Source organism: Salibacterium sp. K-3 (assembly GCF_054052005.1).
The window spans coordinates 1,955,940-1,968,522 of the sequence record NZ_JBSVZE010000001.1 but is presented as its reverse complement, the minus strand read 5'-3'; the positions used below and the strand labels follow the sequence as shown (position 1 = coordinate 1,968,522).

The window sequence follows — 12,583 nt, the reverse complement described above, 5'->3', positions numbered from 1 at the left end:
GGTTCTATACAAGGAGCGCGGTGATTGTCAAACAGGTAGGAATTCGATACGATAAAGAAGAAGGAGAGGAGCAGTTATGGATTCAAAGCGAATGAAGGAGATGCAGGAGGAAGTCGATAAACACATCGGCCAGTATGAAGAAGGATATTTCAGCCCGCTTGCCATGATGGCCCGTTTAGCTGAAGAAACAGGAGAACTGGCCAGAGAAATAAACCATTACTATGGAGAAAAACCGAAAAAAGATACAGAAGAGGACAAGCCCATGGAACAGGAAATGGGTGATATATTATTTGTCCTGATATGCTTTGCAAATTCTTTACATATTAATCTGGATGAAGCGTTTGATCTGGTCATGCAGAAATTCCGCACCAGAGACGCCACCCGCTGGACATTAAAAGAAGAAGGAGACCGATAGGATGACACGCATTATACTTGCAGGGCCACGGGGGAAAATGGGGAAAGAAGCCGTTCAGTTGATACATGAAACAAAAACTTTTGAGCTTGCTGCCGCTGTTGATTCCAAAAATGCAGGAAGGAAGCTGAATGAGCTCCCGGGCATGCCGGATGAACCGGCTGAGGTATATGATGATATGCAGACCTGCCTGGAAGCACTTGATGCAGATGTACTTATTGATTTAACCACCCCGGAAGCAGGCAGAAAACATCTCGAGCTTGCGCTTGACTATCATGTAAGGCCTGTCGTTGGCACAACCGGCTTCAGTGAAGAGGACATCCAGCGGCTGCGGCAGAAATCGGAAGAAAAAGAGATTGGAGCCGTCATTGCCCCGAATTTTGCTGTCGGTGCGATTTTAATGATGAAGCTGTCACAGATGGCGGCCCGTTATTTTTCGGATGTCGAAATCATTGAGATGCACCACGATAATAAACTGGATGCTCCTTCCGGCACGGCGGCCAAAACGGCTTCCATGATTCATGAAGTACGCCCATTTAAAGAACAGGGACATCCGGATGAAAAAGAACAGCAGCCCGGGGCCCGCGGAGCTGAAACAGAAGGCATGCGTATACACAGCGTCCGCCTGCCCGGCCTGGTTGCGCATCAGGAAGTTCTCTTCGGCGGGTCCGGACAGTCGCTGAAAATCCGTCATGATTCATACAACAGGCAGTCGTTCATGCCGGGTGTGAAGCTGGCAGTGGAAAATGTCCTGCATGTTAAAACACTCGTCTACGGCCTTGAAAATCTAATGGAATAGAGGTGGCTGCCGTTGAATATTGCTTTAATTGCACATGATAAAAAGAAAGAAGACATGATCCGGTTTGTAAAAGCCTATGAACCGGTATTGAAACATCACGAACTGCATGCCACCGGCACGACCGGTTCGCGGATCGAGTCGGAAGCCGGTCTTACCGTTTATAAGCATTTATCAGGTCCTCTCGGCGGTGATCAGCAGATCGGGGCGCTCATTGCTGAAAACAATATGGATTTGATTCTGTTTTTCCGTGATCCATTGACGGCCCAGCCTCACGAGCCGGACATCACTGCGTTGTTACGGCTCTCTGATGTACACGCTGTTCCGCTTGCGACAAACATGGCGACTGCTGAGGTTCTCGTAAAAGGTCTGGAAAATGGATTTCTTGATTTTCGTAACCTTCAGCATGGAAATAGGGGAGCCGGCCATGAGTAACAGGCGGCTTCTTTGTATCGGGGCGCATCCGGACGATGTGGAAATCGGAATGGGAGCAACTGCGGCCATGCACGCCGGTCGTGGAGATGAGCTGCATTTGTGCTCATTGACCAGAGGAGAGCTGTCTTCCAACGGGACGGTGGAAACAAGACAGCAGGAAGCAGCTGCATCTGCGGAACTTCTGCAGGTTACCGAAAGGCATCAACTGGATTTTCCGGATAGAGGAATCACAAAAGTCCATGAGCAATACACGGCACTCATTGAACGGATCCGCAGGATAAAACCCGATACGGTGTTTGCTCCTTTTTATGAAGACCGCCATCCCGATCATGCAGCATGCAGCACAGTGGTAAAAGAAGCCCTGTTTGATGCCGGTATTCTGAAGTACCCGGGAGTAACAGGTCCCGCTCATAAACCTGCAGCTTTTTTCTATTATTTTATCAACGGTCTCGGCCACCCTGACTTTTATGTTGATATTGCGGCTTGGCAGCAGCATAAAGAGACGGTACTTTCCTGTTATAAAAGTCAGTTTCTAAAAACCGCAGACAGTGTATCCACTCCGTTGACGGAAGGGTATGTAGAAAGTGTGCGGGCAAGGGATGCTGTTTTTGGAAAACAGGCAGGAACCGGTTATGCAGAAGGATTTAAAACTGCTTCGCCGCTCGTATTACCCTTCATTCCGTAAAGGAGAGCACTATGGCGTATAAAATAGGTATTACATGTTATCCAACCGTTGGTGGTTCGGGAGTTGTGGCGACAGAACTTGGAAAGCTGCTGGCGGAGAAAGGGCATGAGATTCATTTTATTTCTACAAGCCTTCCGTTCCGCCTGAACCAGACGTATACAAATATTTATTACCATGAAGTGGAAGTGAATCAGTACGAGGTGTTTCAGTACCCGCCGTATTCTCTGACCCTCGCAAGCAAAATGGCGGAAGTAGTGAAAAGAGAAGATCTGGACATTCTGCATGTCCACTATGCAGTGCCGCACGCTGTCTGTGCTCTTCTTGCCAAAGATATGACGGACAAAGATATAAAAGTAGTCACCACACTGCACGGCACTGATATTACAGTGCTTGGACATGACCCTTCTTTAAAGGATATTATCCGCTATGCGATCAATAAATCAGATAAAGTGACGGCAGTATCGGAATCCCTGGTAAAGGAAACAAGAACGATGCTGCAGACGTCAAAACCGATCGATACGATCTACAACTTTATTGATGAACGGGTATACCGGCAGGAGGATCCTGCAGAGGATTTGCGTCATTCCTATGGGATATCAGAGAAAGACCGAATTCTTATTCATATTTCCAATTTCCGTCCGGTTAAACGCGCTGTTGATGTCGTACATGCTTTTGCGCGCATTCAATCGCAGGTCCGATCGGTTTTATTCATGATCGGAGACGGTCCCGAAAAACGGTCAGCCTGCCAGGCAGCAGAAGATCTTGGAGTGGCCGACAGGGTATTTTTTCCGGGTAACCAAAAACATATCGTCGATTTTCTGAATATATCGGATGTGATGCTGCTGCTTTCCGAAAAGGAAAGTTTCGGACTTGCGGCCCTGGAAGCAATGGCCTGCGGTGTACCGGTTGTAGGAACGGATGCCGGAGGGATTCCGGAAGTGGTTGTAGATCAGAAAACAGGTTTCATTACTCCGCCGGGAGAACCGGATAAGGCGGGAGAAGCAGCAATTAAACTGCTGGAAGACCCGTTTCTTCATGAACAATGTTCCCTGAACAGCAGGGAGCGGGCCCGTCACGTTTTTGGGGCTGTCAACATTGTCCGCCAGTATGAAGCATTGTATGAAGAGACCGGCGCCCCGCGTACTGTAATGGACACATAAAGGCGGAAGCAGAATGCATATGAAAGGATCATCCTGGGACGCTGCATTTGAGGTACTCGACTATCTGGAAGAGGCCGGCTGCCCTGCTTATATTGTCGGAGGAGCAGTGCGCGATGCGCTGCTTGACAGAAAAATCAGGGATATAGATGTGGCAGCCGCAGCTGCATCTGAAACGGTGAAAGACTTGTTTCCCGGTGCCGTGCAGCCTTCTTCTTCGTTCCCTACATTTATTGTGCGGTGGAAAAAACAAACGTTTGAAATCACATGTTTTCGACCGGACCGCTTTTCTCTTACCTCGGATCTGAAGCATCGTGATTTCACCATCAATGCGATGGCGTTGGATCAAACCGGTGCGCTGCAGGACCCATACGGCGGCCGGAAGGATTTGAACAGCCGCCTCCTCCGTTTTGTAATCAATCCCGTACGGCGTATGGAGGAAGACCCGGTAAGGACACTTCGGGCGTTTCGTTTTGTATCTCAGTACGGCTTTGTCCTGGAAGAGATGACGTGGGACGCACTGTGTATTAATAACACTGGTCTGGCGGAGGCGGCCGAGGAGCGCATTCAGTCAGAAATGGAAAAACTGCTGGAAGGAATGAACGTGTCGAGGGCGGTGGATTTAATGTTTAAGGCAGGCATTCCGGATCACTTTCCTGTCCCGCTCCGGCCCGTATTAGACAGGGCAGAAAAGAAAAATCCATGTATGGATCAGCTTATTACCATCGAAGAGAGATGGGCTGCATGTTTCTACCTGCTGTACAATGGCGAAGCAGCTAAATATGTAAAAAAGTGGCCGATGTCCAAAAACCGGGGCCGGACTATCCGGAATATCATTGATATCATTGCGTCTTGTCCCTCAGAGATAAATTGGAATTCCCGCCTTGTATATCAAAACGGACGGAATCATGCCCTACAGATCGAAAGAGTTCATCAATGGCTGACCGGAAAACAAAACAGCAGCAGACTTGAATGGGTAATGGATATTGATGAGTCACTACCCATTCGATCCCGGAGCGAATTACACGTGAATGGCTCAGACATCGTTCACCTTTATCCAGATCTTCGGGGGGAAACCATCGGTTCGCTGCTTCGTGAACTCGAAGATGAAGTGATTGACGGACGCGCTGCTAATCACCGCTCGAAATTACTATCCTTAATAAAGGAGAAGTTGTCAGATGAGAGATAAATTACTGCAGGTGCTGGAAGATACAGCCGATACGTATGTGTCGGGACAACAGATCAGCCGTCAGCTCGGGATATCCCGGACTGCTGTATGGAAACATATGGAGGAGTTAAGGAAGAATGGATATGAAATAGAAGCCGTACCTCGAAAAGGATACCGGTTGACCCATACTCCAGATATAGCAAGTGCTGATGAAATAAAAGCACGACTGGACACAAAATCATTCGGGAACAGAATGGTTTATAAAGAAGAAGTATCCTCCACCCAGGAAACCGCTCATGAACTGGCAAGAAAAAACGAGCCGGAGGGCACGGTCATTGCTGCCGACAAGCAGGTGAAAGGCAAAGGCCGGCTGGACAGGCCATGGCATTCTCCTTCCGGGACAGGGCTCTGGTTCAGCATTATTCTACGCCCCGACATTATTCCGCAGTGTGCTCCACAGTTGACACTTGTGGCTGCGGTTGCTGTTACTGAAGGCCTGCGAAGGGCTTCAGGAATCGAGGCGCAGATTAAGTGGCCGAATGATATATTGATAAACGAACGGAAAACGGCTGGTATTCTGACCGAAATGCAGTCGGACCCGGACCGTGTTCAGGCAGTTATTATCGGTATCGGCCTGAATATTAACCAGGAAAAACACGATTTCCCTGACGACCTGCAGCAGATAGCAACATCGCTTGCCCTTGAAAATGAAGGGGTGCCCTTCAATCGAGCTGCAATCATTGCGGCTGTGTTGGAAAGTCTGGAACATTGGTACACTCTTTATCTGGAGCAAGGGTTTAAAGAGGTGCGCAGACGCTGGGAAGAACTGGCGGTAACAATCGGAAAGCATGTCCAGGCCGTGACCGCATCAAAAACCGTGGAGGGATACGCTGAAGGAATTACGGAAGACGGCGTTCTTCTCATTACACAGAAAGACGGAACGACAGAAAGAATCTACAGTGCCGATATTGACTGAAACCGGAATATGATATACTGGTACATGGCAGTATCCAGATGGAACTGCACTCAGGCGAAGACCCGTCATAATCACAATCTGCCTTGATCCAGCGTGGACAGGGACGGAGAGGAAAGATTCCAAATGATGGAATCTTTCTCTTCTCCAATAAGAGGGAGGAGAAATCATTGAAAAACAGTGTGACGTTTACAAACATGAAAGCAAAAGAAGAAAACATAGCGATGTTGACCGCCTACGATGCACCGTCGGCAAAAGCAGCGGCAAAAGCAGGGGTGGATATGATCCTGGTGGGAGATTCTGCGGGCATGGTGGTACATGGGTATGGTTCGACCATTCCGGTGACACTCGACGATATGCTTCTACATTCCAAAGCAGTAAAAAGAGGAGCACCTGATGTATTTACGGTAACGGATCTTCCATTCTTGTGTGCCTCAGGCTCTTTTGATGATACACTGCAGGCGGTTAAGCGGCTGATGCAGGAAGCAGGAGTCGAGGCGGTCAAACTTGAAGGAGCCGGCCCCGCTCTGGATGTTATAACATATCTGTCGAAACGGGGGATACCGGTGATGGGTCACCTCGGTTTAACCCCGCAGTCTGCCGGTGTACTGGGAGGATATAAAGTACAGGGGAGAACCGCAGAAGAGGCGGAACAGATTATAAAGGATGCGGAAGCTGTTGAAGAAAACGGCGCGTTTGCGCTCGTTCTGGAATGCGTGCCACAGGAACTGGCTGCCGTCATTACAAGCCGACTTTCGATTCCGGTGATCGGCATCGGAGCCGGAAGCAGAACAGACGGTCAGGTGCTGGTTTTTCACGATGTCACGGGCCTGACGGATGGTTTCGTTCCGTCATTTGTAAAGCAGTATGCAGATCTGCAACAGGAAGCAGAAAGGGCTGCCGGCCGTTATGTCCAGGATGTCAGGCAGGGTGTCTTCCCCGGGAAAAAGCATTCTTTTTCCATGGATGAAGAAGCTGCTCAGAAGCTGTCCGGGGGCATTGGTTCATGAAAAAAATAACAGAAACCGCAGACATGCAGCACCTTGCTCTGAAATGGAAAAAGAAAGGCTGTTCAACAGGCTTTGTTCCAACCATGGGTGCACTTCATGAAGGACACTTGTCTCTAATCAGAACGGCCCGGAAACATCATGACTATGTTGTAGTCAGTATCTTCGTTAATCCGCTGCAGTTCGGACCCGGGGAGGATTATGATTCCTATCCGGCAGACCTGAAAGGAGACGTTGAAAAAGCGGAACAAGCCGGTGCTGATATTGTCTATGCTCCTTCCGTAAAGGAAATGTACCCGGATACACCCGCCCTGAAAATGTATGTAACCGAAGGTATGGATGTGCTCTGCGGGCGTCATAGGCCGGGGCACTTTGACGGAGTGGTCACAGTAGTGATGAAGCTCTTTCAGATCACACAGCCGGATCGTGCGTATTTTGGCCAGAAAGATGCCCAGCAGGCAGCGCTTATTAAAAAGATGGCTGCAGACTTTAATCTTCCGGTGGATATTGCTGTCTGCAGAACGATAAGGGAACGGGATGGTCTTGCCATCAGTTCCAGAAATCAGAATTTGACCAGAGAAGAACGGCTTCATGCACCCCGGCTGTACGAGAGCCTGCAGCAGGCTCATGCGTTATTTCTTAAAGGAGAAACCGACCCTGCTGTTCTGGAAGCAGCTCTGCATGATTATCTTCAGGATGCCGCCGGTGCCGCTGTAGAATATGCAGAAGTTCTGTCGTATCCGTCATTAAAGGGATCTCTGCAGGATACGAAAAATGTAATATTTGCCGCAGCTGTCCGCTTTTCCCGGGCCAGGCTGATCGATAACCTTATTGTTTCAGCGGATGGGAAGGAGAACGGTTATGTATAGAACAATGATGAGAGCCAAACTCCACCAGGCGTTGGTGACGGAAGCGGATCTTAACTACGTAGGAAGCATTACGATCGACCAGGAACTGCTTGAAGCAGTAGATATCTTTGAAAATGAAAAAGTCCAGGTCGTAAACAATAATAATGGAGCCAGGCTCGAAACCTATGTCATATCCGGACGGCGCGGTTCAGGAGTCATCTGCCTGAACGGAGCCGCCGCAAGACTTGTTCAACCGGGCGATACAGTGATTATCATTGCATATGCCCAGGTGGAAAACAAAGAATGCAGGGATTTCAAACCTGTGGTGGCAGTGCTCAATGAAGACAATCGTATTTCAGAGATGCTGCCAAAGGAAAAACCTTCCACTACGCTGTAATACTGAACCATTTGGATGCTGTCGGTAATGGTCCAATGTCCGGGGTGAATACCAATGTCAAGAAAATTTGTCGTAATTGATACTGAAACGACGGGAAATGCCCCTCGAAAAGGGGATAAAATTATTCAAATCGGAGCGGCCCTTGTGGAAGACGGACATATTCAGGAAGTGTGGTCGTCTTTTATCCAGCCGCATTCCTCTATTCCGCTTTTTATTCAGCAGTTGACAGGCATATCTTCTGAAGATGTGAGTAACGCCCCGGAATTCTGTGATATAGCGGAAGTGCTGTGGGGTTGGCTGGATGATGCTTATTTTGTCGCCCACAATGTTCCGTTTGATCTTCAGTTTATCAACAGCGAATTACAGGAAGCAGGTTTCCCGCCTTTTCAGGGGGCTGTCATAGACACCGTCGAGCTGTCCCGGATTTTGTTTCCGTCGGCTCCGGGATATCAACTGTCCAGGCTTACAGAGTGGCTCGGCATTTCCCATATCCGACCCCATCAGGCTGACAGTGATGCCCGGGTAACTGCTTCGCTGCTTCTCAAACTTTTGAATAAACTCAACAGTCTTCCAAAAACAACGGTGAAATGGCTTCAATCCCTGGCACCATATCTTGAAAGTGATCTTGCTGAGGTCATGCGGGAAACTGGATGGAAAAAAGGGAATGCTGCATGGCACAGCATGGAATGGACCGAATATAAAGGAATTGTCTTTAGAAAAACACATAGACAGGTAGAACCAGAAGCACCTGAATTACATGACGGTATAGAAGAAGAGACGGGATTTTTTTCACCGGAAGGAAAACTTGCTTCGGTAAAAGACATGTATGAATACAGAGAAGGACAGGCCGACATGGCTCATAAAGTCAGCCAGGTGCTGCATGAACGCCGTCATCTGCTGGTGGAAGCTGGAACAGGAGCAGGAAAAACGCTCGGTTATCTCGTACCGGCTGTTTTCTACAGTAAACGTACCGGTAAATGTGTGCTTATTTCCACCAATACCATTGCGCTCCAGGAACAGCTGATGTACAGCGAACTTCCGTTGCTGCAAAACGCGGTGCCGTTTTCCTTTTCAGCTATGCTTCTTAAAGGAAAAAGCCACTATTTATCTCTGCGTCGTTTTCGTCAGACACTCGGCACCATTGCAGCTTCTTATGAAGAAGCGCTCGGCATGGCGCAGATTCTGATCTGGATTCTTGAAACGGATACAGGTGACGTAGAGGAAATTAATTTTCCGGGTGGCTCAGGCAGTGCATTTTGGGAGAAAGTATGTACGGATGACACGGACAAACGTGGTTATTTTCCGTCGTGGGAACAGCTGGACTATTACCCGCAGGCAGTGCGTAAAGCAGAACAGGCCGACATAGTCATAACCAATCACGCTCTTTTATTTACCGAAATTAATAACGGCGGCCGCCGTCTGCCATCTCATCGTCATGTCATCATTGATGAGGCGCATCATCTTGATGAATTGGCTTCCCGGCATCTAGGCACTCAAATCAGTTACTTTTCTCTGAATCAGGTACTGAACCGGATCGGAGTGCTTGAAGGAACAGGACTGTTCCAGCGGCTGTTTATCATTGAACAGGATGTAAAAAGTCAGTATTCTATGACATGGTTTCAAAAACGACGGGACTATTTTACATTATTAAAGTATGAAATCGATGAACTGTTCAGGATGATACGGGCTTTCTGTCTGCATGCACCGGAGGCAGAAGAGACGGATGTTGGAAGGTTGTCTGTCCGTTATTTTCCGGAACATATGAACCAACCGGAGTGGCAGCATATGAAAGATGTGCTGAAACGGGTTGAAGCTCAATTTGCGGAGGAGCAGAAAGAACTTCATGATTTCTGTATGAGTCTTTTTTCATTTGTCGGCCCGGAATCGGGAGAATACGGGCTGCTTCAGGATTTATATTCCGCATTGGAAGAAGCTGGTCTGCACATGGATAAGCTTTCGAACCTCTTGATGAGAGAAGATGCAGACTGTGTATATTGGATGGAAGTGGAGAAAAAAGGGGCGGCTAACGCTGCCTATCTGTTCCAAAGGCCCGTGGACGTCTCAGATCTTCTTGCTGATAAGCTGTTCGCACGTAAAGACAGTGTAGTGATGACTTCCGCCTCCCTGACCTTCCGAGGTTCATTTTCCCATGTTATAAACAAGTGGGGACTCGTTGATTTTGCGCCTGATACGATGCAGCTTCCCAGTCCGTTTCCGGTGAAAGAGCGGGCGGAACTGCTTGTTCCGCAGCATATGCCCTCCGTGAAAGACCATTGGTATATTAAGGAAACAGCGGAGTTCATTTTCCATGCCGCCTCGATTACGGAAGGGAAAATCCTCGTTCTCTTTACGTCATTTGATATGCTCCGCCGGACATATGACCAGCTGAAACGGTGGGATGAGGAAAACCAGTTATCTGTTCTTGCCCAGGGAGTGAAAACGGGGAGCCGGTCACGACTGATGAAGATGTTTAAACAACAGGAACAGGCGGTCCTGCTCGGTACGAATTCGTTTTGGGAGGGGGTTGACCTTCCCGGTGAAGACCTCCGCTGTATCATTATTGCGCGGCTTCCGTTTCCGCCTCCGGATGATCCGGTGACAGAGGCCGGTATGGAAAGGGCACGGAAGAACGGCCTTTCTCCTTTTCGGGAAATATCGCTTCCGCAGGCGGTGCTTCGGTTTAAACAGGGATTTGGCAGACTCATCCGGCACAGGCAGGATAGAGGAGTGGTCGTTGTTCTAGATGAAAGGATCATTACCGCAGGGTATGGACGTGCGTTTCTGGAATCCATTCCGGAACTGCCTGTTTTACATCAGCCGGTTGATAACCTGCTCGATGAGATAGCTTCATTTTTTTATGAATAACGGGGAGGGGCCATTGCTTGCAGCATTATATTATTGATCACATCCATCTTCTTTTTTCTGACGGAAAAGTACGTAGAGACTGTTATATGGAAATTAATAACGGCACCATTATCGATATCAAGGAAATGCCTGTACCTGCACAAAAACAGCAGCACATCCGGCGTATCCATGGAAGAGGAAAATGGGTTCTTCCCGGAATGTACAACACACACATGCATACCCCGATGACGCTTTTGCGTGGTGCGGCTGATGATGTTCCCCTGAAAACATGGCTGGAAACAGAGATATGGCCCAGGGAAGCGAAACTGGACAAGAACATTACCGCAGCTGGAACGGATTTGGCCCTGGCAGAAATGATACGGAGTGGAACGGTTGCATTTTTGGACATGTATCATCTCGGTATGGACCATGTATTTGAAAGAACAAAACATACCGGAATGAAAGCTGTTCTGGGCAGAGGAATGATTGGATTCGGTACAGACATCCAGCTCTCACAGAAGCTGGATGAGGCAGTGAAGATGGCTCTCCATTGGAGAGATGAGGGGGAAGGGAAAATAAACGGAATGCTTTTTCCCCATGCCCCTTATACTTGTTCTCCGGAATTTATGTCGGATATTATAGAGGCCGCTCAGGCCGGTAACCTGATGATCGGTACACATGCTTCTGAAACAGCCGGAGAAGTACAAGATCATACAAAAACGTATGAGCGCACGCCCGTGGTTCATTTGGATGAGCTCGGTTTTTACGAACAAAAGGCTGTGTTAACTCATGCCGTTCATGTAAGCGCGGACGATATTGAACGCTTGAAAACAAAACCGGTCACGATTTCGCATAATCCAATGAGCAATGCGAAATTAGGTTCCGGCACAGCGCCTGTCGACCGATTTGTTGAAGCCGGAATTAATGTGACACTTGGAACGGACAGTACAGCCTCAAACAATAACCTCGACATGTTCGAGGAAATGAGGACGGCCGCTCTTTTCCAGAAAGGATACCGGATGAATGCTGCAGCATTGGGAGCAGCGGATGTATTCAGGATGGCTACGGTGAATGGGGCGGATTTTCTTGGATTTTCGGGGAAAGGTCTTCTTCAGCCCGGTGGACCGGCTGATTTTATCATGCTGGATGCGGACCGCCCCCATCTCCATCCTCCTCAACATATGGCTTCCCATATTGTTTACGCAGCGTCGTGCCACGATGTGACGGATGTGTTTGTTGATGGGGAACAGCTCATGAAAGACAGGGAATTATTGACCATGGATGAGGAGCGGATCTTATATAATGCCCGTTATTGGTACGAAAAGCTGGAACAGGAGTAAAAAGAATAAGACAGGACAGAAAGGGAGTCGTGGATGAAACGCTGGCTTCTTCTTATCGGATTAACAGTATTAGTACTTGCCGCTCTCTCCATTCTCGGCTATACGATGGTGCGCTCCTCCCTTGCCGAAGAGCTGGATAAGGCTGAAAACCTGGTGCTGGCCAAAGATAACGTACATTCGGTTCATGATGTCTATTATTATAACGGCGAGGAAACGATATACACCGTTAATGCCGGATTGGCGGACGGGTCCGACGAATGGTTCTTTCTGAACGACAACAGTATTACCTCCCGCCTTCCCTCAGAGGAAAGCATATCGTTGAAAGAGGCAGAAGAAGTCGTTCTTGACCGTTTTGACAGACAGACGATCCGAAGTATTAAACCTGGTATGGAAGACGGCGAGCCGTTATATGAAGTGACGTTCAAAAATGATAGTACTCTCCATTACTATTATTTATCGATGGAAGACGGAGCTTACATCAAACGGTACAGTATCAGGCAGAACGGGTAACAGCACGGCAT

The 12,583-nt window shown here is 48.4% G+C and carries 13 protein-coding genes; all 13 read left to right on the top strand.

Going from position 1 to position 12,583, the window contains the following annotated elements; genetic code table 11:
• Positions 1 to 76: 76 nt before the first annotated feature.
• Positions 77 to 415 (top strand): nucleotide pyrophosphohydrolase, encoded by a 339-nt coding sequence (locus ACW9JV_RS09710; protein WP_457333717.1) that lies wholly within the window; start codon positions 77 to 79, stop codon positions 413 to 415.
• Position 416: 1 nt separating this feature from the next.
• Entirely contained in the window at positions 417 to 1,211 is a 795-nt protein-coding gene (gene dapB, locus ACW9JV_RS09705) for a 4-hydroxy-tetrahydrodipicolinate reductase (protein ID WP_457333715.1), read from the top strand.
• A gap of 12 nt (positions 1,212 to 1,223) precedes the next feature.
• Positions 1,224 to 1,643 (top strand): methylglyoxal synthase, encoded by a 420-nt coding sequence (gene mgsA / locus ACW9JV_RS09700; RefSeq protein ID WP_457333713.1) that lies wholly within the window; start codon positions 1,224 to 1,226, stop codon positions 1,641 to 1,643.
• Positions 1,636 to 2,328: a bacillithiol biosynthesis deacetylase BshB1 gene (bshB1, locus tag ACW9JV_RS09695; protein ID WP_457333711.1), complete on the top strand. Its 693-nt coding sequence runs from the start codon at positions 1,636 to 1,638 to the stop codon at positions 2,326 to 2,328. Before mgsA ends, bshB1 begins: the two co-directional genes overlap by 8 nt.
• An 11-nt stretch (positions 2,329 to 2,339) precedes the next feature.
• A complete protein-coding gene (bshA, locus tag ACW9JV_RS09690; protein WP_457333709.1) occupies positions 2,340 to 3,488 on the top strand; it encodes an N-acetyl-alpha-D-glucosaminyl L-malate synthase BshA in 1,149 nt (382 codons plus the stop codon).
• A 13-nt stretch (positions 3,489 to 3,501) separates the two neighbouring features.
• Positions 3,502 to 4,674, top strand: coding sequence for a hypothetical protein (locus ACW9JV_RS09685; RefSeq protein WP_457333706.1), 1,173 nt, complete (start codon positions 3,502 to 3,504; stop codon positions 4,672 to 4,674).
• The gene (locus ACW9JV_RS09680) at positions 4,664 to 5,629 is read left to right on the top strand and encodes a biotin--[acetyl-CoA-carboxylase] ligase (RefSeq protein WP_457333704.1); all 966 of its coding nucleotides are present in this window, start codon (positions 4,664 to 4,666) and stop codon (positions 5,627 to 5,629) included. The genes ACW9JV_RS09685 and ACW9JV_RS09680 overlap by 11 nt, the downstream gene beginning before the upstream one ends.
• Before the next feature lie 167 nt (positions 5,630 to 5,796).
• Complete coding sequence (gene panB, locus ACW9JV_RS09675) at positions 5,797 to 6,636, top strand: 3-methyl-2-oxobutanoate hydroxymethyltransferase (protein WP_457333702.1); 840 nt, start codon at positions 5,797 to 5,799, stop codon at positions 6,634 to 6,636.
• Positions 6,633 to 7,502 carry a pantoate--beta-alanine ligase gene (gene panC / locus ACW9JV_RS09670; RefSeq protein WP_457333700.1) on the top strand — a complete coding sequence of 290 codons (870 nt, stop codon included), beginning with the start codon at positions 6,633 to 6,635 and terminating at the stop codon, positions 7,500 to 7,502. Before panB ends, panC begins: the two co-directional genes overlap by 4 nt.
• A complete protein-coding gene (gene panD, locus ACW9JV_RS09665) occupies positions 7,495 to 7,878 on the top strand; it encodes an aspartate 1-decarboxylase (protein WP_457333698.1) in 384 nt (127 codons plus the stop codon). Before panC ends, panD begins: the two co-directional genes overlap by 8 nt.
• 54 nt (positions 7,879 to 7,932) lie before the next feature.
• Complete coding sequence (gene dinG, locus ACW9JV_RS09660) at positions 7,933 to 10,743, top strand: ATP-dependent DNA helicase DinG (RefSeq protein WP_457333696.1); 2,811 nt, start codon at positions 7,933 to 7,935, stop codon at positions 10,741 to 10,743.
• Positions 10,744 to 10,760: 17 nt separating this feature from the next.
• Positions 10,761 to 12,062: an amidohydrolase gene (locus ACW9JV_RS09655; RefSeq protein WP_457333694.1), complete on the top strand. Its 1,302-nt coding sequence runs from the start codon at positions 10,761 to 10,763 to the stop codon at positions 12,060 to 12,062.
• A 33-nt stretch (positions 12,063 to 12,095) separates the two neighbouring features.
• Complete coding sequence (locus tag ACW9JV_RS09650; RefSeq protein ID WP_457333692.1) at positions 12,096 to 12,572, top strand: PepSY domain-containing protein; 477 nt, start codon at positions 12,096 to 12,098, stop codon at positions 12,570 to 12,572.
• Positions 12,573 to 12,583 lie beyond the last annotated feature (11 nt).

Coding starts and splice junctions, on each gene's coding strand:
- ACW9JV_RS09710 (WP_457333717.1), top strand. CDS start 77: ATGGATTCAAAGCGAATGAAGGAGATGCAGGAGGAAGTCGATAAACAC.
- dapB (WP_457333715.1), top strand. CDS start 417: ATGACACGCATTATACTTGCAGGGCCACGGGGGAAAATGGGGAAAGAA.
- bshB1 (WP_457333711.1), top strand. CDS start 1,636: ATGAGTAACAGGCGGCTTCTTTGTATCGGGGCGCATCCGGACGATGTG.
- bshA (WP_457333709.1), top strand. CDS start 2,340: ATGGCGTATAAAATAGGTATTACATGTTATCCAACCGTTGGTGGTTCG.
- ACW9JV_RS09685 (WP_457333706.1), top strand. CDS start 3,502: ATGCATATGAAAGGATCATCCTGGGACGCTGCATTTGAGGTACTCGAC.
- ACW9JV_RS09680 (WP_457333704.1), top strand. CDS start 4,664: ATGAGAGATAAATTACTGCAGGTGCTGGAAGATACAGCCGATACGTAT.
- panC (WP_457333700.1), top strand. CDS start 6,633: ATGAAAAAAATAACAGAAACCGCAGACATGCAGCACCTTGCTCTGAAA.
- panD (WP_457333698.1), top strand. CDS start 7,495: ATGTATAGAACAATGATGAGAGCCAAACTCCACCAGGCGTTGGTGACG.
- dinG (WP_457333696.1), top strand. CDS start 7,933: ATGTCAAGAAAATTTGTCGTAATTGATACTGAAACGACGGGAAATGCC.
- ACW9JV_RS09650 (WP_457333692.1), top strand. CDS start 12,096: ATGAAACGCTGGCTTCTTCTTATCGGATTAACAGTATTAGTACTTGCC.